The sequence below is a fragment of the Acidovorax sp. FHTAMBA genome, assembly GCF_038958875.1.
Lineage (GTDB): Bacteria > Pseudomonadota > Gammaproteobacteria > Burkholderiales > Burkholderiaceae_C > Acidovorax.
In genome coordinates this window covers 1,744,744-1,766,639 of record NZ_CP152407.1, presented here as the reverse complement: position 1 = coordinate 1,766,639, position 21,896 = coordinate 1,744,744, and the positions used below count along the sequence as shown (strand labels likewise).

Sequence of the window (21,896 nt, the reverse complement as noted above, 5' to 3'; positions counted from 1 at the left end):
CTTGGACGTGGGAAACACCCCCACGTGCGTGGGGAAGACGTCGGCAAACTTGCCGACGATGGCCACGGTGGAGAAACACCCCCACGTGCGTGGGGAAGACCTGCGGCTGGCCGACAAGTTTGAGACAGAAGGAGAAACACCCCCACGTGCGTGGGGAAGACCGCTGTTCCAGCAGGCTTTGCGCGCTGCGGGCGGAAACACCCCCACGTGCGTGGGGAAGACGGAGCCACGGTGGCGTCAGAGCCGGTCAGCGTGGAAACACCCCCACGTGCGTGGGGAAGACCGCGTAGTCGGTTCCGTCGCGCTCGAAGCTCACGGAAACACCCCCACGTGCGTGGGGAAGACAGGCGCTGCAGCCCGTTGTGAATCTGGTTTTTGGAAACACCCCCACGTGCGTGGGGAAGACACCGTGCGGCCCAGTTTTTGGGCGATGGCGGCGGAAACACCCCCACGTGCGTGGGGAAGACCGGCGTTGCGTCAGGTACACGCCGCCCGCGTAGGAAACACCCCCACGTGCGTGGGGAAGACAGCGCTTCGGGCACTTGCCCGTGTGGGGTGGGGGAAACACCCCCACGTGCGTGGGGAAGACAGGTTGTCCATGGTGGACGACTGCGGCACCTTGGAAACACCCCCACGTGCGTGGGGAAGACAACGCGCTGGATGGCGAGGTCATCAACCGCATGGAAACACCCCCACGTGCGTGGGGAAGACCGGTGTCCATTGGAAACCCCTTCCGTACAGTTAGAAACACCCCCACGGGCGTGGGGAAGACCGCTGCTGACTGAGGCAGACAAAGGCATCCCTGGAAACACCCCCACGGGCGTGGGGAAGACAGCTGTACCCGGAGCGCGATGAATCGGTGGAGAGAAACACCCCCACGGGCGTGGGGAAGACCCGCCGCGCATGTAGGCTTCGTGAGCGCCCCCGGAAACACCCCCACGGGCGTGGGGAAGACTTGCCCTGCAGGCCGCTGAACACCGCAGACGCGGAAACACCCCCACGGGCGTGGGGAAGACGGCAAAGCTGGGGCTGCACAAGTCACCCGAGTAGAAACACCCCCACGGGCGTGGGGAAGACGCCGTGGGGCTGCTGCGCAGGCACTGCCGACTGGAAACACCCCCACGGGCGTGGGGAAGACCCTCCCGCGTAGCGATTGCGTCACCACCCGGCGAAACACCCCCACGGGCGTGGGGAAGACGAACGCCACACCTACGGCGAAAAGAAGGGCACGGAAACACCCCCACGGGCGTGGGGAAGACGCTTCAATCACACCTTGCCGCGAGCCGCCGAAGGAAACACCCCCACGGGCGTGGGGAAGACCATCGAGATCATCGAGGTATGACCATGAACTTAGAAACACCCCCACGGGCGTGGGGAAGACATCATCGAATCCGCCAAGGCGGCCGCCCGCATGGAAACACCCCCACGGGCGTGGGGAAGACCTGTACATCCACCGGATCGCCGCCCGGAGTGGGGAAACACCCCCACGGGCGTGGGGAAGACGTGGAGCGCAGAGAGAGGACGCAAGGCGTGAGAGAAACACCCCCACGGGCGTGGGGAAGACTGATGTGTGCCCAGCAGCTCGCGGGCGATGGCGGAAACACCCCCACGGGCGTGGGGAAGACCCTGACAGGTAGTGTCTAGGAACGCCGAAAACACTACCGGTAGTGTGTTAACCCGATTTAAGGGTTTCGATGATCAGCTCCAATCCCGAAATCTGAATGGTGGGCTTGCGTGGCGGGCCAATGGTGCGGATTTCAAATCCCGGGGCGTGGGAAATAGACTTGATCAGCAGCACGCCAGACTCTGGCGGGCAATGCTGGTAAAGGTACTCCACCACCGTGGTGGCCACCGAGTCTTTGATGCCGGAGACAAACACGTTGGGCCTGGGTTCAATGAACCACAGCTTCATGCGCCCGCGCACGGCGGGTGGCAGATCATTTGCGATAACGATGAGCACGGCCCGTCCCCAGCATGGCAATCACGTCCTCGCCCACCTTGGCCAGCAAGTCCATGTCGATCACCCGCTGCCTGAACCGTGCCGCCACTTTGTGCTTGTCGTAGCGGCCCGCCAAATCGCGGGTGAGGGCAAAGGCGAGGTCAATGCACAGCTCCTCCTTGTACAAATCGGCCAGGTCGTACACAAACGGCAGCGGGCTGCCCGAGTGGATAAAGCCGATGTGCGGCGAATAGCCCATGCTGTGCAGGGCAGAACTCAAGATGCCGTACAGCGCGGCATTGGTGGCCGTGAGGATTTGGTTGGTCAGGTCGCTGGCTTCAAATTTGCCGGGGGTGAAGCTGCGGCCTTTCCAGCCGACCTGGTAGTGCAGTGCCTTTTCTTCGTACAGGCGGCGCACCCGGTTGCCTTCCATGCCCATCATTTCGGGCAGCGTTTTGCCCGCCAGATCGGCATCTGGAAAGCGCCGTGCAAACATGCGCCGCGCTACTTCCACAGATTTCACCGGGTCGGCAGACAAGGTGATTTGAAGCTTCAGGTTGCGGGTGTCTGCCGTGGGCAAAAAACCTGCGGCGTAAAACAGCAGGCTGTCCTCGCCCACCCAGCACACCGGGCAGTTGGCAGCAGTGGCCGCCTTGACGGCCTCGTGCGTGATGGTGGTGCCCGGCCCCAGCAGCAGGGCATTGAGGGTGGCTACCGGCAGGGGAACGACGTGGTTGTCGGCATCAATCCATTTCACGCTGCTGTCGTCCACCTCCAGCCGCCCGCGCTCCAGGTAGATGAAGGGGTATTTGTCTTTCACCTGTGGCAAGGATTCGCGGGTGATTTTCACCAGCAGGCGCTGTCCGGTGGCCATGGCGTTACGGCTCCTGCGCGCTGGCATCCCAGCGCTGCACACTGACGCGCCGGTCGCGGTAGGTTTTGTGTGTGCCCAGTTGCAGCGGCACGTCGTTGAGGGTGAGCACCTCGCCCTCGTGCTCGCCTTGCAAGATGCGCAGGGCAAAAGCGCGTTCCTTGGCCTGCGCCAAGGCTGCGCCTGCTTGCAAGGCGGCATCGGCACTGTCGAACAGGCCCTGGTAGATGAACTCGGTGGGCACGCAGTTTTTACGCCCCAGGTACAAGTCCCACACCGGCGCTTGCAGGGCGGCGGCGGCTTCTGGGGCCAGTGCCGCAGGGGCTTGCAGCGCCACGGCATAGGCCATGTCTTGCAGGTAGTAGCGGTAGGTCATTTTGGTGCCGCCACCCACAGCTTTGCCGCCATCGCTTTTTTTCGGGATGAGCAGGGTTTGCCACGGGTCTTGGTCGTCGTAGCCGCTGCCCACCATTTGAAAGTCGCGCAGCAGCGGCAGGCGGGGCAAGGGCTGGCCTTGGGCATTGCGCGGCACATAGGCCACGGTGTGCATGTCCAGGTCGGCCCATGCGGCCAGCCACTCGGTTTGCAGGCCACGGGCACCGCGCGCGCAGCACAGCAGGCCCAGCACGCCCGATTTGGTAGGAAAGTCCAGGCTATCGCGGCGCCCAAACTTGGAGTCGTGCCCCCAGGCCTGCAAGGGCGCCTCCAGCCAGAGCAACAGATAAGGGTTGGCCATGCCTTGCCTCACTGCACATGGCTTTGCAGGGCGGCAATCAGCGCATCGATGCTGAAGTGGTCGTCCTCGCCCCAGTCGTAGGCAGCCAGCTTGCCAAACAGCGAGCCGCTGAGTTTTTCCTTTTTGTCCAGATAGGCTTTCAGCTCTTGCACGCTGGGCTGCAAAAAGCCTTCGCCGCTGGCCTTGACGGGCTTTTCAAACGGCACTTGCAAGCGCTGGCCTTGGCGTACCAGCACGCGCGCAAATTCCCAGAGCGATGCGCCCGACTGGGTGGTTTGGCGCGCATTGGGCACGGCGACAAACAGCGCCTGGGTAAAGGCGGCAATGGCTTTTTTCAGGTCGTCGGTGTTGCCGCTGTCTGCAATGCCCAGGCTGTGCGCCAGTTGGCCCAAATCCAGGCTCACATAGCGGTAGTAGGTGGCCGAGTTGAATTCCAAGCTGCCCATGTGGGCCGAGCCGGGTTCCTCCTGCAGGTCGTCCAGCGCCGTGAAAAATTCCACTTCGTTGCTCACGCGGTGCGTGGAGATGGCGTGGGCAAAAGAGGCGGCGGCTTCGACGTTCATGTCGGCGGCTTTGGCCACCATGCGGCCAAACAGGGCAATGTCCAGGGCGTCCAGCGCAGGGTTGAGGGCTTTTTTGGCGATTTTGGCCAGCTCTTTGTCTTTGAATTTGCTGGCGTCAAAGCCGTTGTCTTGCGCATAGGCGGCAAAGGCGCTGGCTTCGCTGTCGCTGATGAACAGCAAGGTGTCGTCCACGATAAGTTCTGCCAGTTTTGTGCCGCACTCCTGGGCCTGGCTTTCTGTGGCACCAGCTTGCTGGCAGGCCTTGGCAAAGAGGCTGGCGGCCTGCTTGGTGCGCGTGGCCAGCTTCACGCCAAACCCGGGCATGGCCAGGCGCACCTGGCGCTTCCAGCATTGCGAGCTGACGCGTGCGCGGGTCACGCCGCCGACCACGGCAGTTTTGGGCGCACCCACGTCGTCGCGGTTCAGGCAGGTGACGGGGAAGGATTGCAGGATGTGGAACTCGATGCGGGTGTTTTGGTAAGCGTGGGGCATGGTCAATGTCTCCGGGTTCAGGCCAAGATTCAGGCAAAGGGGTGGTCAACAAAAGGGACGATTTGCAGCAGGCCGCAGCCAAAAGCCCGGCCCCGGCCTATGCCGTGGCTGAAGCTGTGCTGAAACTGCGCGCGGTCGGTAACGATGAGCTGCCCTTGCACATGGGCTTGGGCCAGGGTGACGGGGCGCTGCGCCTTGTCTTTGAATTGCAGCACTTGCAGCTTGTCGATTTGCAGGTGCTCGGGGCTGGCTTCAAAGCCCCAGCTTTGCGCGCCGCGCTGCAAAAACCATTGCGCCACAGCCTCGCGGCCTTTCACTGGCAGCAACTTGCCGCTGGCGCTGTCGCGCCGGGTGGGGTTGACGATGACTTTGAAGCGGTAGCGCGGGTGCGCCAAAAAGTCTTCGGCAATGGGGCGGCTGCGCACCGTGCCGTACCGGCCATCAATGTGTGGTGCTGGTGGCCTATCAGAGAGCAGTAAGATCGTGCGGTGCTGAAAGTCGCCCCCTTGGTCGGCGTAGAGGATGCCGCTGGCGTGGCTGGCGGCTTTTTCAGCGTCGCTGCGCACATCGTCAAACAGGCTGTACACCACGCGGTGCAGGGAGTAGGCGTCGGTCACGCGCAGCGCCTGCACGGCGGTGCGGTCAAGCTGCAAAACACTGGCAGTCAGGTTCATGCAGCCTCCTCAGCGGGGGCATCTTCCACGGTGCGGCCATAGAACTCTTGCGCCCACTGGCTTTTGATTTTTTGCGCATCCCAGGCAAAGCGGTGCAGTTGTTGCAGCAAGCGGATGTAGTCCAGCGGCTGGGGGACGCGGCTGTCAATCAGCGCCAGCACGGGGCGCAGGATGCGGCACAGCTCTGGCACGTCGTCGCAGGCCAAAACGCGGCGCAGTTTGGCTTTGGCCTGGTCGCTTTTGGCACCGTCGCTGTAGCAGGCGGCCATGGCCTGGCCCAGTTTCAGGTTGCCGTTGTGCGCCGCCTTGGCTTTGGCCATGGCAGCTGCGACAAGCGTAAAGGGCAGGCGCTGGGCTTCGTCCTCCAGGTTGATGCCCCAGTCGGCCAGAAACTCCCAGCTTTGATATTCGGTGGCGGGGTTGTCGGCACGGCGCAGGCGCGCGGCCAGGCCTTTGTCCTGCTGGGTGCGTTGCAGCACCGAGGCCACAAAGCGCGCTTCGCGGCTGCTGGTGGGGGGGGTGGGTGGCGGCACAGTTCAATCCTCCTGTTTCAAGTATTTGCCGAGCTTGGGGCGGTGCTGTGCCCAGGCGTCGAGCTGGCGTGCGGTGTCTTGGGGGCAGTGGCGGTCAAAGGCTTGCTGGGCATACCCGGCAAAGCCCAGACGCAAGCGCCGGCGCATGGCGGCGTGTGCTTCGCCGCTTTCGCAGTGCTCCAGCAGGGTTTGGAAGTCGCGTTCGCACAATTGCCAGAAATGGTGGCTGGCTTGTTCGGCCATTTTTTTGCCATCGACCAATTGCGCCTTGAAATAGCCCATGACGCAGCCGTACACGGCCTTGGCCAGGTCGTCCAATGAGTTCATTTCGGCCTGCAATTGGGCAAACCAGATGTCCCCCAACATGCTGCTGTGCAACCAGACTTGCGACTCCACAAAATCGTCGCTGCCCGAGGCGTATTGCTCGCCCGCATTGCTGCTGACGCGCAAGCCGCCCGACCACACGGCAAAGCTTGGGCTGGCGATGCTGGTGCGCTGCAAGCCCACATCGATTTGCCAGCATTGGAAGCCTCGGCTTTTTTGCTGTGCAAACAGGCCCAGCAAGGCCGTGAGTTCGCGCCATGGGCGCTTTTCTGGGTTGGCCCACAGGGCGCGGGCTTTTTTGCTAGCGTGGTCCACCGTGGCGGTGGGGTCGGCCATGCCGCCGTTGTAGTCGGCATGTGCCAGCCCTTCGGAATAATGCAGGCCATCGCTTTGAAGCAAGCAAAAGCGGCACAGCGGCACCAGCCGCCCCATGAGCGATTGCTGTAACTGCTGGGCGGTGGTGCAGGCTTCGCCCGTGGGCATCACTTCCCAAGGCGCGGTGCCCACGCCAGCGGGAAACACCTTGGCAGCGGCAATTTGTTCCTGGCTCAAGAGGTTGAGCCACAGGCTGTGCCACAGGTCGTTGCTCAAAAGAAAGCTGTGCAACAGCCCCATGTGGGCAACGGCAGGGCCAGGTTTGCCGGTCGAGGGCTTGCCTTTGTCGTTGCTTTTCCCTGGGTAGCCAGGGGTGAGGGTGATGCTGTTGTCCGTTTTCTTGCCACCCAAGGCAAAGCCCATCAAAACGACCAGCAGCAGGGCTTTGTCGGCGTCGCTGGGTGGGCGGCTCACTTGGCTGTGGTTCAGCACGGTGGTGTTGCCGGTCGATATTTCCGGCTGCACGGCACCGTAACTTTGCTTTTGCGCCCCTGCAATCGCTGGCATCTGCAAAAACGGCTGGTCGCCACACAGAAAAAACCGCTCGTGCCATTGCTCCAGATAGGCCAGGCAGCGCTGTGCCAATCCTGCCGCGCCCAGGGCCTGCCACTGCGCTTCGTCCTCGGGCGTGCAGGCGGCCTGGGCAATGGCCAGCAGCAGCTTCATCAAGGCGATTTTTTGTACCGGGTTGCCGCCCAGCGCGCGGTAAGAGGGTTCGCTGAAAACCTGCCGCAAACTCACCCGCCCGACATCCACGATGGGTAGCCAGGGTTCATCAATCAGGTTGAATCGTCGCTCCATCGTGTCTGTGCTCCTTCTCTACTTCAGGTGTCGTTTTTGACCCGGCGATACCCCAGGTCGGTGCGGTATTCCAGGCGGTGGCGCTCATGCACCGTAGCGCCATGCAGGCCCTGCAGTTGGCTTGCATCATCCACCAGGCACAGGCGCAAGACGCTTACATCGTCTGGCCAGGTGTCGTCCCCCAAATAAAAGCAGTGACCTAAGCCCAGCTTTTGCCACTGGCTGCGCGCCAGTGGCAGCGGCGCGTCGGCGGCGCGCACGGGCACCTGCTGCTGCATGAGTTGCGCCGTGAGGGCTTTCCACGCCTGTTTGTCGAGGCGGTGGCGCTGGGTGGGCAGGGCCAAGGTGCTGCCGTCGAGCAAGGTCAGGTGGGTGGTGTGGCTAGTGCTGTCGTAGTCCACGCGGCGCAGCAGCAGCACTTCGTGGCTTTCGCTGTCGCTGTAGCGGGTTTGCGCGTCCACATCGGGCAAGGTTTTGCCGTCTTGCGCCACGCCAACGCGGGCGAGTTGGCGCAGGGCTTGACGGCCTTTGCGCTCGGGCCTGCCCGGGGTGCGCGGCGTGCCATGCTCCAGCTCATGCAGCCAGCGGGCCATGGCGCCTTCTTCGTCACGGCTGGCGTAGGTGGCTTCAATCAGCGGGCGAATATCGCCGGGCAAAGCGATGTGTTGCAGTGTTTGCCACACCTGCAAGCTGCGGCACAGCACGTAGGGTGCATAAACAAACGCACTCGCACCAAAGGCTTGCAGGGGCTGGGCCACGGCGGGCTCCAAGGCCGGGGCCAGCAGCCACGCGCTACACGTTGCCGTGCTGGCGCGCGGGGTCTCAAAGTGCCGCCACAGCCGCCCCAGGCGCTGCAGCAGCATATCGGTGGGAGCAAAGGCAGTGACGAGAAAGTCGGCATCGATGTCCAGCGATTGCTCCAGCACCTGCGTGCCCACCAGAATGCGCCCCTGCGCTGCGCGCTGCGGCCAGCCCGGTTTGCCAAACAGGTTCACCCATCGGTCTTCAATGTTTTGCCGATCCGAGGCGGTAAAGCGTGAGTGCAGCAGGCCGCAGGCTATACCCAGCTCTTGCGCACGGGCGGCGAGGTCAAGGTAGCGCTGCTGGGCGGCATCAACGGTGTTTTCTATCCACAGCACCTGCTGGCCTTGTGCCGCGCGGTCGAGGGCTTCCTGGAGTGCGCAGGCCTCGTCGTCCAGCAGTCGTACCTCAACCTGGGTGGACGGTGGCGGCGCCACGGGGTATTCCTGCACTGTGGGTACATCGGCTGTGTTTTGTAGGGCGGTGATCAACGGATAAGCCTGGCTGTGCAAGGGTGCTTGCAGCAGGTGCGATCGCCGCTCTTGGCTGAGGGTAGCGCTCAAGATGATGACGGTGCAGTGCAGGCTGCGCAGCAAGGCCACCAAGGCATCGAGCAAGGTGCCGGTGTAGGCGTCGTAGGTATGCACTTCGTCCAAGATCACCACTTTGCCCGCCAGGCCAAAGGCGCGCACAAAGCCGTGCTTGACGTTCATGGCCGCCATCAAGGCCTGGTCAATGGTGCCCACGGCAAACGGTGCCAGCAGACCGCGTTTGGCCTGGTGAAACCACGCGCCGCCGGGGCGGCCTTCTTCCCCCATGTCCGTTTGTTGCAGCCAGGCTTTGCCGTGCAGCAGCAAGGCGCTGCGGTGCGGGCACTCAGGCGCAAGGATGCGGCTTAAAAATGCGTTAAAGCGCTCGTGGATTTTGTTGGAGGTCAGTTGCGTAGGCAGGGCAAAGTAAATGCCGCTGGCCTGCCCACCATCGAGCATTTGGTAGGCCGCATACAGCGCGGCTTCGGTTTTGCCCAGGCCCATGGGCGCCTCCAGCACATAAACGCCCGGGCGCTGTGCAGCCTCTAGAAACTGCTGCTGCGCGGCGCGGGGGGCAAAGCCGAAGACATCGGCAAACCCCAGCCCTGGCCGGTAGCTGGGGGCCATCCATCCGGCTTCGCGCAAGGCGGTGTCGATCAGGCCCTGCCAAGGCTGGGTTGGGTCTTCAAAGTGGCGCCCCGAGCCTATCCAGTCGGCCACGCTGGTCAGGCCCGCCACCAAGCGCGCCTGCGCTGCACTGGCAATGTGGGGCCATTTCATGCCCAGGCGCTGCTGGAGTTCTTGCACCAGCGCAGCGCGTTGCGCCTGCCAGGCACTGCCGCCAAACACCTCGGCATCGGCGTGCTTGCCGCCCAACTGGGGCGAAAACCCGTGATGCTGCCCGACGATTTCAGGAATCCACGCTGGTGCGCCCAGTGCTTTGGCCGCTGCCTGGCTCACGCCCGCATGGCCACCCCATTGCTTTTCAAGTTCTGGCGCAATCGCTTGTTGGGGAATGTGTTCCGCGCCGCTGGTGCAGTGGCGGCGCAGCTTTTCCACAAAGCTGGGGCTGACCTTGCCAATGTCGTGGCAGGCTGCGGCAAAGGCTGCATCAGGTGGGAAAAGAGCACTTTGCAACGCTGGCGGGTAGAGCGCAATCAGACAATGTGCGACGGCCCCGACGATGTGGCAGTGCTCGGGCACGCTACGCCCCGGTGTGGTGCTGCCATCCGAGGTTTGAAAGGTCTTTGCAGGGCAACTGGTAAAACTGATCGAACCGGCGCCGGAACCTTGGTCACGTGTTGATATTTGAGTCCGAGAGCTTCTGTGCAGCATGGATTTGACAACGCAAGGTTCGAGCTCTACTTTTCAGAAACTAGATGCTTGGACTCTGAAAAAGCTATTGGCGGCAGTGGCGATTGATTGAATAAGCACCTGTTCAGAGTCAAAACGGCATCTGTAAGAACTTACGTGCAGTTTAGTCGGGGGGGGGGGCATGTAAAGGGTTGATTCGCAAAGGAGTAGTTCGGCCCTACCCTAGTGTGGCGTCTCAGAAGTAATTGGAATTATTTCGACGAGTGTTGATCCCAGGAGTTTCCTTGGAGGAGACTACGCCGATGGCCCACACTGGACGCCCCGCCACGAAGCTGCAGATCACCGATGCCGAGCGCCAAGAGCTCCAGGCGCGCTTGCGCGTACGCAAGGCGCCAGCAGACGAGAAGCTGCGCATGCGAATTGTGCTGGGCTGCGCGGATGGAGAGTCGGGCACTGTGATTGCCCAGCGCTTGGGAACGACGGTGCAAACCGTCTCCAAGTGGCGGCGGCGCTACCAGGCGTACCGCCTGGCGGGTTTGACCGATGCACCGCGCACGGGCCGCCCCCGCAGTGTGGGAGATGAGCGGGTTCAGCACATCGTGGACAAGGTTCGTCACAGCAGGCCTACCAACGCCACGCACTGGAGCGTGCGCCAGATGAGCCGAGAGGCGGGCGTATCACCGGCGACGGTGCAACGCATCTGGCATGCGTTTGGTCTGAAGCCGCATTTGCAGGAGACCTTCAAGCTGTCCACTGATCCTCATTTCATGGACAAGGTGCGCGATGTGGTGGGGCTGTATATGGCACCACCTGATCGCGCCTTGGTGCTGTGCGTGGACGAGAAGAGCCAGATCCAGGCCCTGGATCGCACCCAGCCAGGGTTGCCACTGACGTTTGGCAAACCCAGCACGCGCACGCACGACTACAAGCGTCACGGCACAACGTCGCTGTTCGCAGCGCTGGATGTGGCCACTGGCAAAGTCATCGAACAGCTCAAGCGCCGTCACCGCAGCCTAGAATTCCTGCAGTTCCTCAAAGCCATTGATGCACAGGTGCCGGGCGACCAAAACATCCACCTGATCATGGACAACTACGGCACGCACAAGACGCAGGCCGTGCGGGCGTGGCTAGCAGCCCATCCCCGCTATCACGTTCACTTCACGCCAACTTCCGCGTCCTGGCTCAATCTGGTCGAGCGCTTCTTCAGCCAGCTCAGCGAGCAGTGGATCAAGCGCAGCGCCCACACCAGTGTCGCTCAGCTGGAGCAAGCCATCCAGGCATACATCGACCGTCACAACGAGGACCCCAAGCCGTTCGTGTGGCGCAAAAGCGCCGACACCATCCTGGCCTCTGTCGCTCGCGCTGCTGGTGAGATTATTTGACACTTATTTCTGAGACGCCACACTAGAGCACCTGCCTTTTCTTGGGTCGCCCCCGAGGACGACGTGCATGCTCTGACTCCAAACGCATCGAAGAAGGTGCGGCGGGACCACTCGCGAAATCATCCCGTGCGACCCACGCGGCCAAAAGCGGTCGTTTTACGAAAATTCTTGCACCCACACGCAGCGGAGCTGGGAAGCCTGCCGGAGGATCAGCCAAAAACCGTCTGGTTTGATGAACCGAAAACCCTAACACTTGCGCCACTTCAGGCACATCCAGCAACATGCCTTGTGCACTGCCACCAATCGTTTCCATCGTTAATCCAAAGACCCCATCGCCCACACGCGTCGCGCGTGCAGCGGCCCTTTTCACCTGGGCATAGGCACGGCTAAAACCCTGCGCGCAGCGCGAGAAGAAAGCCAACTGAAGCGAAAGAGCGGTGGCAGTGGGAATACAGCCGCTCCAAGGGAGCGCCAAACCTTAGCTTGGCAATGATGGACGGGTCGAACCCGCGAATAGCCGCACAAATGTCCAACTACGTATAGCAATCTTATAGAGCTTGTAGTTTCGATACAAACAAATGCCACGAACGATCGTGATCGCATCGCCATGCCAATTCCGTGCCACAAGCCTCCGCAACCCGCTGCGAACGGATGCAACTCCATGCCAATTCCATGCCAAATGATCCACAAAAATGGCAAAAAAAAGCCCGACCTTTTTGGGGTCGGGCTCTTCGTTTGATAGCACGAAAGCTAGTCCTGGCGGAAACGGAGGGATTCGAACCCTCGATGAGGCTCTACACCCCATACTCCCTTAGCAGGGGAGCACCTTCGGCCACTCGGTCACGTTTCCAATCCCGCTATTATGCCCCATTTTCAGGGGCAAATCGCAGGGTTCAGGCGGCTGGCTCGTCCAGCGCGAATGCCTTTTGAAGGCTGCGCACCGCCAGCTCGACGTACTTGCATCCACCACCGACTCCTGGTTTCCGAAGCGGGATCATCTGGATATGGAGGCCCTCCCGCTCGGCATGCGGCGCGCAATCAGGGGGCCAAAACCTCGGGGTCCCGCCAATCGAGATGTTGCCCTGCCCTGACCACAAAACCCCGCCCCACCTTGATATGAATGCGATGGCCGCGTGTGGTGCAGGCAGCGAGCTGGTCCAGCAGCTCCCCCAGCTGGGCGGCTGCGGGTGTCGTGTGGTGGGCACTGCGCAGCCAGTGGCGCATTACATTGGCCTGGCGCGCACGGCTCAGGCCCTGCAATGCTGTGATTTGCGGCGGTGTGCCCACATGGGCAAGGTCTTGTTGCGCAATCTCTTGCAGCAGGTCGGCCGACTGTGCGGCGTGGGCGGCCGAGCGGGTAAAAGTTTCGCGAAACGCCGGAAAGGTGGCCTCCAGTGCGGGCAGCAGCTGCACGCGGATGCGGTTGCGGGTGTAGCGCTGGTCGGCATTGGTGGGGTCTTCCACCCAGGACTGGTCTTGCAGGCGCAGCCAGCTGCGGACGTCGGCGCTCGCCACCCGCAGCAGCGGGCGGTGCCAGACCACGCCAGCGCGTTCCCACCGGGCGGGCATGGCGGCGAGCCCGGCAACCCCCGCGCCGCGCGACAGCGCCAGCAGCAAGGTTTCGACCTGGTCGTCCGCATGCTGCGCCAACGCTATTGATTGAATAGCTACTCGCGCTTTACTGGCAAGCGCTACAGCCTCAAAAGCCTTGTACCGCGCCTGCCGTGCGGCATCTTCCGGGCTCTGGCCGGGCGCGTGGCGGGCATCCACCCGCTCGACCCACAGGGGTACCCCCAGGTCCTGGCACAAGCGGGCGCAGTGCTGCTCGAAGCCATCGGCCGCCGCCTGCAGGCCGTGGTGGACATGGATGGCCTGCACCTGCCCCGGCCACCGGCGCGCGCAAGCCAGCAGCAGCGCCGTGGAGTCGGCCCCGCCGCTGAGCCCCACGGCCAGGGGCAGCGCGGGCGCAAAGGCCTGCATGGCAGCGTCAAAAGCTTGTGTCACGCCCATGCCCCCCTGGCGGCATTCAGCAGCAGGGCCGAATTGAAGGCACCAAAGCAAGGATCAGGGAAGGAGAGCATGGGCGGGGATTATCAGCGAGCCCCTTTGCCGCCCTGCCCCTGTCGGCATCGGCTTCGCCTCAACCGCCCGCACCGGGTGAACGTGCTCCCGGGCTGGGTACATCGGCAGACAGGCGGAAGGTTCCCACCACCTCCGACAGGCGCACGGACTGGTCTTTGAGGCTTTGCGCGGCTGCTGCGCTTTGCTCCACCAGGGCGGCGTTTTGCTGGGTCATCTGGTCGAGGTGCGACACCGCCTGTCCGACCTCATTGATGCTGGTGCTCTGCTCATTGGTGGACGCGGTGATCTCGGCCATGATGTTCGTCACGCGCTGCACCGAGGTAACGATTTCGTTCATGGTGGTGCCCGCATCGTGCACCAGACGCGATCCGTTTTCCACCTGTTCCACAGATGCGCTGATGAGCTGCTTGATTTCCTTGGCAGCCTCCGCACTGCGCCCGGCAAGACTGCGCACTTCACTGGCCACCACCGCAAAGCCGCGACCTTGCTCACCGGCCCGGGCCGCCTCCACCGCCGCATTGAGCGCGAGGATATTGGTCTGGAAGGCAATGCCATCAATGACGCCGATGATGTCGTTGATCTTGCGCGACGCGGCGTTGATCTGATCCATGGTGGTCACCACGTTGCCCACCACCCGGCCACCATGCTGCGCCACGCTGGACGCCTGGGCCACCAGCTGGTTCGCCTGGCGCGCAGAGTCTGCATTGTGGCGCACGGTTTCGGTCAGCTGCTGCATGGACGCGGAGGTCTCCTCCAGGCTCGACGCCGTGAGTTCGGTGCGGCCGCTCAGGTCATGGTTGCCGGTGGCGATCTCTTCGGCCGCCACGCGCACCGAGCTGCTGGCATCGCGGATCTGCGCCAGCACACCCGAGAGCTTGCCCGCAAAGCTGTTGAAGCTGGTGGCGATCTGTGCGAGCTCGTCCTGGCCCTGGGCATCGATGCGCCGCGACAGATCTCCATCGCCTGCGCCGATTTCGTGCATGGCGTCACGTACTTGTGTGAGCCGCCGCAGGCGTTGCGACAGAATGCCTGCCAGGACCGCCAGGGCGACCAGAAGCACCACGATGCCCGCACCCAAAGACACCTGCAGCATGGTGGTGATGGCTCGCAGCGCCTCGCTCCGGTCAAGCGCGATGGCCAGTAGCCATGGCGTCCCGGTGACTGGCGCCACCGTCAGCAATACGGGGCGGCCTTGCAGATCGAGCGCGTTGAGATCAGCGCGTTTGGCCATATCAGCCAGCGCGGAAGCTGTGAGAGCAGCCGCCAGGTCCGTGGCGGGCTTGAGCGCCAGTTTCACCTCGGGGTGGGCAATGATGGTGCCGTCGCTTCCCACCAGAAAGGCATAGCTCGAGGGTGTGGGCTTGATGGATGCTACGTTGGCCACCACGTCCGCCAGCGACACGTCACCCGCCATCACGGCCTTCACGTTGCCACCTTCGCGCACGGCCTTGGCAAAGGTCACCACCAGCCCGGCTCCTCCGGCATCTGCATACGGCGCGGTCAGCACCGGGGCGTCGGAGCCGGCGGCCTGCTGGTACCAGGGGCGTGAAGTGGGGTCATAGTCGGGCGGCAGGTTCTGCGGTTCAGAGAACACTGTGCGCTTGTCCGCATACCCGAAGTAGGTGGTGTGGAAGTTACCCGCCTTCGCCAGCATGTTGAGCGGCTTGGCAGCGTCGGCATCATCCAGTGCCGTCACAGCAGACTCGACCACCCTTGCCTTGCTTCGAGCCCAGTCGCGCAAGGCCTCGATGTGGCTATGGGCCAGGGCCTGCGACTGCGCGGTGAGCGAAGCATAGGCCTGGGATCGCGCAGTGAGGTAGTTGGCAGTGGTCAGGGCCATCAGCCCGGCCATCAGACTCCCCACCGATACGAGGAGAATCTGGCCCTTGAGCGTCTTGAGAAGCTGCATGGAACACCCCTTGCACCACCCCGAGCGGGCAGTTGCAGCCATGTTACATCCGGTATCAACCTGTGCGCCAGTGAGGGCTTGCCCGGCCCCGTGTGCCGCCAGAAAAGCAACGGCGGCCTTCAAAGGCCGCCGTCAGAGCGATACCAGTTCGTTTCCAGCAGGCGCTCAGCGGCTGTCTGCCTTCGTATCGTTGAAACGGCCGTAGCTCTGCAAGCGCTCATAGCGGCGGTCCAGCAGGTCTTTGGTCTTGAGGTCGGCGACCTGGCGGAAGGCATCGCCCAGCGCGCGCTTGAGGAAAGCGGCCATCTGCTTGTGGTCGCGGTGGCCGCCGCCCACGGGTTCGTTCACGATCTTGTCCACCAGGCCCAGGGCCTTGAGGCGGTGGGCGGTAATGCCCAGCGCATCGGCGGCTTCCTGCGCCTTCTCGCTGGTCTTCCACAGGATGGAGGCGCAGCCTTCGGGGCTGATCACGGAGTAGATGGCGTATTGCAGCATCACGACCTGGTCGGCCACGCTGATGGCCAGCGCGCCGCCGGAGCCGCCTTCGCCAATGATGGTGGTGATGATGGGCACTTCAAGCTGCGCCATCTCGAAGATGTTGCGGCCGATGGCTTCGGACTGGCCGCGCTCTTCGGCGTCGATGCCAGGGTAGGCGCCGGGCGTGTCCACAAACGTGAACACGGGCAGCTTGAACTTCTCGGCCGTCTTCATCAGGCGCAGGGCCTTGCGGTAGCCCTCGGGCTTGCTCATGCCGAAGTTGCGCATGGCGCGCTCTTTGGTGTCGCGGCCCTTCTGGTGGCCCAGCACCATGCAGGCATGGCCGTTGAAGCGCGCCAGACCGCCCACGATGGACAGGTCGTCCGCGTAGTGGCGGTCGCCGTGCAGCTCGACAAAGTCGGTGAAGATATCGCGCACGTAGTCGAGCGTGTAGGGGCGCTCGGGGTGGCGGGCGATCTTGGTGATCTGCCAGGGCGACAGTTCGCTGTAGATGTCCTTGGTGAGCTGCTGGCTCTTCTTGCTCAGCTGGTCGATTTCTTCCGAGATATCGACGGCACTCTCGGTCTGCACGTAGCGCAGTTCTTCAATTTTGGATTCGAGTTCGGCTATGGGCTGCTCGAAATCCAGAAAGGTCTTTTTCGCCAACGTTTTTCTCCTTGGGGGATCGCGACGGTTGCAGTTGCCACGAACGGCACGCACTGTAACCGACGGTTAGCCAGTTTTGTAAAGCGCGTCAGGGTGCGTCAGTAAGCCACCGGCAACGGGTCGAGCGAGCGCCAAATATACCAAGTCGCCACACTGCACCAGGGCTTCCAGGCCTCGGCCACCTCGCGGGCATCGCTGCGGCTGACGGGGTCGCCTGAAAAATAATTCTGGCTGATGCCGTTGATCAGCCCCACGTCGTCCAGCGGCAGCACGTTGGGTCGCATCATGTAAAAAATGAGAAACATCTCGGCGGTCCAGCGGCCAATGCCCCGAATGGCCACCAGCTCGGCAATGATGGCCTCATCATCCATGGCCACCCAGTCCTTCACGTGCAGCTTGCCACCCTCGAAGTGCATGGCCAGGTCCACCAGATAGTCCACCTTGCGGGCAGACAGGCCGGCGGCGCGCATGTCGTCGATCTTGAGCTTGAGCACGCTGGCGGGCTTCATGCTGCGCGGCAGCGCGGCAAAACGCTCCCATACCGTCTGGGCAGCCTTCACCGACACCTGCTGGCCCACGATGGAGCGCGCCAGCGTGGTGAACGCGTCACCGCGCGTCTGCAGCGCGGCGTCGCCGAACTGCGGGATCAGGCGCTTCATCACCCGGTCTTTTTTGACCAGGTGTTTGCAGGCCTCGGCCCAGTAGTCGGGCGTGGCCAGTTCCAGCGGCGGGCTTGCGACATCGCCAGCTATCTTTTTGAGAGCTGCCACCGCTTACCCCACCTGCGCCAAAGGCATATTTGACATGCAAAATTGCTTCACTGCGCAGCTTCCCAGGTCGTCCCCGTGGGCGAGTCCTTGAGCACGATGCCCTGGTCAAGCAGCGCCTGGCGGATGCGATCGGCCTCCGCGAAATTCCTGGCCGCCTTGGCGGCAGCGCGGGCGGCAATCTGCGCCTCGATGTCCGCACCGCTCACTTCTGCCCCGGCCTGCAGAAACGCCTTGGGGTCACCCTGCAGGATACCCAGGCATCCCCCCAGCGCCTTGAGCAGGCCCGCCAGCGCGGCCGAGCGGGTCTTGTTGACCTCACCGGCCAGGTCAAACAGCACGGCCACGGCCTCGGGGGTGCCGAAGTCCTCGTCCATGGCGGCCTTGAAGCGGGCGGCGTAGGGGTCGGCCCAGTCAATGCCTGCCCGATCGGCGGGCGCCACCAGGCTCAGGGCTGTGTACAGGCGCTTCAAGGCCTGGCGCGCGTCGTCCAGATGGGCATCGCTGTAGTTCAGCGCGCTGCGGTAGTGGGCGCGCACGATGAAGAAACGCACGGTCTCCGCGTCGTACTGCCGGAGCACGTCACGGATGGTGAAGAAGTTGCCCAAGCTCTTGGACATCTTCTCGTTGTCTACACGCACAAATCCGTTGTGCACCCAGAACCTGGCCAGCGGCTTGCCGGTGGCGCCTTCGCTCTGGGCGATCTCGTTCTCGTGGTGGGGGAACTGCAGGTCTGCCCCGCCGCCGTGGATGTCAAAGGTTTCACCCAGCGTGGCGCAGCTCATGGCCGAGCACTCGATGTGCCAGCCGGGGCGGCCCGCGCCAAAGGTGCTGTCCCACTTGGCCTCGGGCGGCTCGTCGGCCTTGGCGGATTTCCACAGCACGAAGTCGAGCGGGTCTTCCTTGCCGTCCAGCACGGCCACGCGCTCGCCAGCGCGCAGCTCGTCGAGCGACTTGCCAGAGAGCTTGCCGTAGCCGTCGAATTTGCGCACGGAATAGTTCACGTCGCCGTTGCTGGCACGGTAGGCCAGGCCTTTGCCTTCCAGCTGGCCGATCAGCGACAGCATCTGGGGCACATATTCGGTGGCGCGGGGCTCGGCCGAAGGCGGCTCGATGCCCAGCAGGCCGATGTCCTGGTGCATGGCGGCAATCATCTCGTCGGTGAGCTGGCGGATGGTGATGCCGCGCTCCAGCGCGCGCTTGATGATCTTGTCGTCGATGTCGGTGATGTTGCGCACGTAGGTGACGCGGTAGCCGCTGCTTTTGAGCCAGCGCTGCACCACGTCGAACGCCATCATCATCCGGGCGTGGCCGATGTGGCACAGGTCATAGATGGTCATGCCGCACACGTACATGCGCACATGGCCGGGTTCAAGCGGAGAAAAGTCTTCCAAAGCACGCGACAGCGTGTTGTAGATGCGCAAACTCATGGGATTTCAGTAACGGAGGCTTGATGGGGGGCGAACATGGCGCCGGCAGCGGGGGGCGGCGGCCCCGGGCGGGGTTGGCCCGGCGAGGGGCATCTTGCGAAATCACCAGCGGCAACAGCGTACCGTCATGACAACCCCCTCAGCTACAATCCGCCGCAGTATAAGCCCCCGCCTGGGACACCCGCTGCCCCCCACCTTTGAAGTCCCCATGAAGCAAGTCCGCTGCACACTTCCACGCCTCCTGCGCCTGCTGGCACTGACTGCGCTGCTGGGCACCGGCGCGGCCCAGGCCGACGACTACGCGGAAATCACCCAGCTGATCAAGGCCGGCAAGCCTGCCGACGCGCTCACCAAGGCCGACCAGCGCCTGGCGGCCAACCCGCGCGACCCGCAACTGCGCTTCCTGCGTGGCGTGGCGCAGGCAGATTCGGGCAAGCCGGCCGATGCCATCACCACCTTCACCAAGCTCACGGAAGAATATCCGGAGCTGCCCGAGCCCTACAACAACCTGGCCGTGCTGTACGCCAACCAGAACCAGCTGGACAAGGCACGCACGGCGCTGGAGATGGCGATCCGCACCAACCCCAGCTACGCCACCGCGCACGAGAACCTGGGCGACATCTACGCCAAGCTGGCCAGCCAGGCCTACAACAAGGCGCTGCAGCTCGATGCCACCCACGCCAATTCCGTCAAGCCCAAGCTGGCACTGATCCGCGAACTCTTTTCGGCAGACACCGTCGGCAAACCGGGGCGCGCCGCTGCCGCAGCGCCCGCACCGTCGCCCGCTGCAGCGCCCAGCATCGTGGCCACGCAGCGGCCTGCGCCCCCCGCACCCACGGCACCACCAGCACCAGCCGTCGCGCCAGCGGCCACAGCACCCGCACCGGCACCAGCCGCCGCTCCCGCAGCAGCAGCGGCCCCCACCCCGCCAGCGCCTGCGGCAGCAAGCGATGCCTCCGTCCAGGCCGTCACATCGGCGGTCCAGGCCTGGGCCGCTGCCTGGGCGGCCAAGGACATGACCGCCTATCTGGCCGCGTACGACGCATCGTTCGACCCGCCTGGCCGCCAGTCGCGCAGCGCGTGGGAGAAAGAGCGCGAGGCGCGCATCGTGGGCAAATCCAGGATCAGCGTGCAGTTGTCGGACATGGCGGTTTCCGTCAATGGCGACAAGGCCACGGCACGTTTTCGCCAGGCCTACAGTGCCGATGCACTCAATGTCACCAGCCGCAAGACGCTCGACCTCGTCAACAGCAATGGGCGCTGGGCCATCGTCCGCGAAGCCACAGGCGGCTGACATGACCTCCACCGCCGCGCCTGCGCCCGAAGCGCGGGCGTTTTTTTTGCTCTCGTGACCCCGATACCGATACCGCGCATGTTGGTGCCCCGTTTCGCACACAGCCACCGGGTGGTGGCGGGCTCCCTCGCCATGGCTGTGCTGTTGCAGGCAGCCCCTGCACTGGCGCAGGGCAGCAACAAGGCGCAGCGCGCTGCCCAGGCGGCGCCCGCAGCGGCCGCGGACCTGCGCGACGGCGAGGCAGAAGCCCGCCTGCTGGCCGTGTACAGGCTCACCGCCGAAGGCCGGGGCCGCGAAGCCCTGCGCGCGGCAGAAGCCCTGGCCCGCGACTACCCCCACTTTCAGCTTGCGCAACTGGCGGTGGGTGACCTGCTGACGGCCCGCACCCGCCCCATCCGGCGCCTGGGCGACCTGCCGGAGCCGGATTCCGTGCGCAGCATCGAGGCTGCCGCCACGCTGGAAGACCTGCGCACCGAGTCGCGCCAGCGTGTGGATGCCCAACGCAGCCGCCCGCCGGCCAATACGATCCCCACGCAGTTTCTGGAGCTCTCGCCCCGCTCGCGCCACGCCATCGCCATCGACGCCTCGCGCTCGCGCCTGTACCTGTTCGAGAACAGCGCCAAGGGCCTGCGCCTGGTGGCCGACTACTACGCGTCGGTCGGCAAGATGGGTATCGAAAAATCCCTTGAGGGCGACCAGCGCACGCCGCTGGGCGTGTACTTCATCACCAGCCGGCTGGACCCCGCCACGCTCAAGGACTTCTACGGCGTGGGCGCCCTGCCCATCAACTATCCCAACCCGCTGGACCTGAGCCGCGGCAAGACAGGCAGCGGCATCTGGCTGCACGGCACCCCGTCCAACCAGTTTGCGCGCGCCCCGCTGGCCACCGATGGCTGCCTGGTGCTGGCCAACCCCGACCTGGAACGCATCCTGCGCACCGTGGAGCCACGCTCCACGCCAGTGGTCATTGCGCGCCAGCTGCAGTGGGTGGCACCCCAGGCCATCCAGTCAGAGCGCAAATCGTTTGACGCGGTGCTCAACGCCTGGCGGGATGCCAAGACCCAGGGCGACCTCAGCCGCCTGATGGCTTTTTATGCGCCCGACTTCCAGGGCCAACGCAATAAGCCGCTGGAGCAGTGGGCCCAGGTGTTGCACGCCGAAACACGTGCGCTGCGCGGTCGGGAACTTCACCTCAAGGACAAGTCCTACCTGCGGTGGACCGACTCGGCCGACACCATGGTGGTAACGTTCGGCGAGGTCGCAGAAGGCGCCCGCACCGGGCCGGTCAAGCGACAGTATTGGGCCCGCCGCGGCCAGCAATGGCAGATCTTTTTCGAAGGAGTGATTGGATGATTTCCAGAAAAAATTCGACCCTGGCGCTTGCCAGTATTGCGCTGACAGCTATGTTTTCAGTAGCACCTGTGCTGGCACAAGACGCCCCCAAGGTCAAGCTGGCCACCTCGATGGGCGACATCGTGGTGCAGCTCGACCCGGCCAAGGCCCCCAAGACGGTCGAGAACTTCCTGGCCTATGTGAACGACAGGCACTATGACGGCACGGTGTTCCACCGGGTGATGGACGGCTTCATGATCCAGGGCGGTGGCTTCACCGCCGACATGGTGCAAAAGCCCACCAAGGCGCCGATTCCGCTGGAGGCCAACAATGGCCTGAAGAACGACACCTACACCATCGCGATGGCCCGCACGAGCAACCCCAACTCGGCCACCTCGCAGTTCTTCATCAACGTGAAGGACAACGCCATGCTCAACGCCCCCCAGCCTGACGGCCACGGCTACGCCGTGTTCGGCAAGGTGGTCGAAGGCACGGCCGTGGTGGACAAGATCAAGGCCGTGGCCACCGGCAACAAGGGCCCGCACCAGAACATGCCCACCACCCCCGTCACCATCAACTCCGCCACCCTGGTGAAGTGAGCCCG

At 63.7% G+C, this 21,896-nt stretch carries 17 protein-coding genes, 1 tRNA gene and 1 CRISPR repeat array (1 of these 19 running past the window's edge); of the genes, 4 read left to right on the top strand and 14 right to left on the bottom strand.

Features of this window, described 5'->3' with window-relative positions:
* Positions 1 to 1,625: direct repeats of the CRISPR family, unit length 28 nt; unit sequence GAAACACCCCCACGGGCGTGGGGAAGAC; it reaches 294 nt to the left of the window's first position.
* A gap of 47 nt (positions 1,626 to 1,672) precedes the next feature.
* The 8 genes from cas2e to cas3 are packed head-to-tail and all read right to left on the bottom strand — an operon-like array spanning position 1,673 to position 9,974.
* Complete coding sequence (cas2e, locus tag AAFF19_RS08235) at positions 1,673 to 1,912, bottom strand: type I-E CRISPR-associated endoribonuclease Cas2e (RefSeq protein WP_034692855.1); 240 nt, start codon at positions 1,910 to 1,912, stop codon at positions 1,673 to 1,675.
* A gap of 25 nt (positions 1,913 to 1,937) precedes the next feature.
* Positions 1,938 to 2,813 carry a type I-E CRISPR-associated endonuclease Cas1e gene (gene cas1e / locus AAFF19_RS08230; RefSeq protein ID WP_008903306.1) on the bottom strand — a complete coding sequence of 292 codons (876 nt, stop codon included), beginning with the start codon at positions 2,811 to 2,813 and terminating at the stop codon, positions 1,938 to 1,940.
* A gap of 4 nt (positions 2,814 to 2,817) precedes the next feature.
* A complete protein-coding gene (gene cas5e, locus AAFF19_RS08225) occupies positions 2,818 to 3,546 on the bottom strand; it encodes a type I-E CRISPR-associated protein Cas5/CasD (protein WP_008903305.1) in 729 nt (242 codons plus the stop codon).
* An 8-nt stretch (positions 3,547 to 3,554) separates the two neighbouring features.
* Positions 3,555 to 4,601, bottom strand: coding sequence for a type I-E CRISPR-associated protein Cas7/Cse4/CasC (gene cas7e / locus AAFF19_RS08220; RefSeq protein WP_342721665.1), 1,047 nt, complete (start codon positions 4,599 to 4,601; stop codon positions 3,555 to 3,557).
* A gap of 29 nt (positions 4,602 to 4,630) precedes the next feature.
* Entirely contained in the window at positions 4,631 to 5,275 is a 645-nt protein-coding gene (gene cas6e / locus AAFF19_RS08215) for a type I-E CRISPR-associated protein Cas6/Cse3/CasE (protein ID WP_008903303.1), read from the bottom strand.
* A complete protein-coding gene (gene casB, locus AAFF19_RS08210) occupies positions 5,272 to 5,808 on the bottom strand; it encodes a type I-E CRISPR-associated protein Cse2/CasB (protein ID WP_342721664.1) in 537 nt (178 codons plus the stop codon). The genes cas6e and casB overlap by 4 nt, the downstream gene beginning before the upstream one ends.
* Positions 5,809 to 5,811: 3 nt before the next feature.
* Positions 5,812 to 7,308: a type I-E CRISPR-associated protein Cse1/CasA gene (gene casA / locus AAFF19_RS08205; RefSeq protein WP_008903300.1), complete on the bottom strand. Its 1,497-nt coding sequence runs from the start codon at positions 7,306 to 7,308 to the stop codon at positions 5,812 to 5,814.
* Between the two features lie 23 nt (positions 7,309 to 7,331).
* Entirely contained in the window at positions 7,332 to 9,974 is a 2,643-nt protein-coding gene (cas3, locus tag AAFF19_RS08200) for a CRISPR-associated helicase Cas3' (protein ID WP_034692854.1), read from the bottom strand.
* A gap of 281 nt (positions 9,975 to 10,255) precedes the next feature.
* Between cas3 and AAFF19_RS08195 the strand changes: the two genes are divergently transcribed.
* The gene (locus tag AAFF19_RS08195) at positions 10,256 to 11,335 is read left to right on the top strand and encodes an IS630 family transposase (RefSeq protein WP_008903298.1); all 1,080 of its coding nucleotides are present in this window, start codon (positions 10,256 to 10,258) and stop codon (positions 11,333 to 11,335) included.
* 757 nt (positions 11,336 to 12,092) lie between these two features.
* Here the strand turns inward: AAFF19_RS08195 and AAFF19_RS08190 are convergent.
* The 6 genes from AAFF19_RS08190 to cysS form a co-directional block, all read right to left on the bottom strand.
* Positions 12,093 to 12,185: transfer RNA gene (locus tag AAFF19_RS08190), tRNA-Ser, on the bottom strand.
* A 188-nt stretch (positions 12,186 to 12,373) separates the two neighbouring features.
* The gene (gene tilS, locus AAFF19_RS08185; protein WP_342721663.1) at positions 12,374 to 13,339 is read right to left on the bottom strand and encodes a tRNA lysidine(34) synthetase TilS; all 966 of its coding nucleotides are present in this window, start codon (positions 13,337 to 13,339) and stop codon (positions 12,374 to 12,376) included.
* Between the two features lie 136 nt (positions 13,340 to 13,475).
* Positions 13,476 to 15,326, bottom strand: coding sequence for a methyl-accepting chemotaxis protein (locus tag AAFF19_RS08180; RefSeq protein WP_342721662.1), 1,851 nt, complete (start codon positions 15,324 to 15,326; stop codon positions 13,476 to 13,478).
* A 165-nt stretch (positions 15,327 to 15,491) separates the two neighbouring features.
* On the bottom strand, positions 15,492 to 16,469 hold the full coding sequence (locus tag AAFF19_RS08175; RefSeq protein WP_008903295.1) for an acetyl-CoA carboxylase carboxyltransferase subunit alpha: 978 nt from the start codon (positions 16,467 to 16,469) through the stop codon (positions 15,492 to 15,494).
* 98 nt (positions 16,470 to 16,567) lie between these two features.
* A complete protein-coding gene (locus AAFF19_RS08170; RefSeq protein ID WP_342721840.1) occupies positions 16,568 to 17,221 on the bottom strand; it encodes a DNA-3-methyladenine glycosylase 2 family protein in 654 nt (217 codons plus the stop codon).
* A gap of 65 nt (positions 17,222 to 17,286) precedes the next feature.
* Positions 17,287 to 18,666, bottom strand: coding sequence for a cysteine--tRNA ligase (gene cysS / locus AAFF19_RS08165; RefSeq protein ID WP_342721661.1), 1,380 nt, complete (start codon positions 18,664 to 18,666; stop codon positions 17,287 to 17,289).
* A gap of 208 nt (positions 18,667 to 18,874) precedes the next feature.
* On the opposite strand from cysS, the gene AAFF19_RS08160 reads away from it, so the two are divergent.
* The 3 genes from AAFF19_RS08160 to AAFF19_RS08150 all read left to right on the top strand — a co-directional run bounded on the left by AAFF19_RS08160 (position 18,875) and on the right by AAFF19_RS08150 (position 21,891).
* Entirely contained in the window at positions 18,875 to 19,960 is a 1,086-nt protein-coding gene (locus AAFF19_RS08160) for a tetratricopeptide repeat protein (protein WP_342721660.1), read from the top strand.
* A gap of 78 nt (positions 19,961 to 20,038) precedes the next feature.
* Complete coding sequence (locus AAFF19_RS08155; RefSeq protein ID WP_342721659.1) at positions 20,039 to 21,313, top strand: L,D-transpeptidase family protein; 1,275 nt, start codon at positions 20,039 to 20,041, stop codon at positions 21,311 to 21,313.
* Positions 21,310 to 21,891 (top strand): peptidylprolyl isomerase, encoded by a 582-nt coding sequence (locus tag AAFF19_RS08150; protein ID WP_342721658.1) that lies wholly within the window; start codon positions 21,310 to 21,312, stop codon positions 21,889 to 21,891. The genes AAFF19_RS08155 and AAFF19_RS08150 overlap by 4 nt, the downstream gene beginning before the upstream one ends.
* The last annotated feature ends 5 nt before the right edge of the window (positions 21,892 to 21,896 follow it).

Coding starts and splice junctions, on each gene's coding strand:
- cas2e (WP_034692855.1), bottom strand. CDS start 1,912: ATGAAGCTGTGGTTCATTGAACCCAGGCCCAACGTGTTTGTCTCCGGC.
- cas1e (WP_008903306.1), bottom strand. CDS start 2,813: ATGGCCACCGGACAGCGCCTGCTGGTGAAAATCACCCGCGAATCCTTG.
- cas5e (WP_008903305.1), bottom strand. CDS start 3,546: ATGGCCAACCCTTATCTGTTGCTCTGGCTGGAGGCGCCCTTGCAGGCC.
- cas7e (WP_342721665.1), bottom strand. CDS start 4,601: ATGCCCCACGCTTACCAAAACACCCGCATCGAGTTCCACATCCTGCAA.
- cas6e (WP_008903303.1), bottom strand. CDS start 5,275: ATGAACCTGACTGCCAGTGTTTTGCAGCTTGACCGCACCGCCGTGCAG.
- casA (WP_008903300.1), bottom strand. CDS start 7,308: ATGGAGCGACGATTCAACCTGATTGATGAACCCTGGCTACCCATCGTG.
- cas3 (WP_034692854.1), bottom strand. CDS start 9,974: ATGCTGCACAGAAGCTCTCGGACTCAAATATCAACACGTGACCAAGGT.
- AAFF19_RS08195 (WP_008903298.1), top strand. CDS start 10,256: ATGGCCCACACTGGACGCCCCGCCACGAAGCTGCAGATCACCGATGCC.
- AAFF19_RS08180 (WP_342721662.1), bottom strand. CDS start 15,326: ATGCAGCTTCTCAAGACGCTCAAGGGCCAGATTCTCCTCGTATCGGTG.
- cysS (WP_342721661.1), bottom strand. CDS start 18,666: ATGAGTTTGCGCATCTACAACACGCTGTCGCGTGCTTTGGAAGACTTT.
- AAFF19_RS08160 (WP_342721660.1), top strand. CDS start 18,875: ATGAAGCAAGTCCGCTGCACACTTCCACGCCTCCTGCGCCTGCTGGCA.
- AAFF19_RS08155 (WP_342721659.1), top strand. CDS start 20,039: ATGTTGGTGCCCCGTTTCGCACACAGCCACCGGGTGGTGGCGGGCTCC.
- AAFF19_RS08150 (WP_342721658.1), top strand. CDS start 21,310: ATGATTTCCAGAAAAAATTCGACCCTGGCGCTTGCCAGTATTGCGCTG.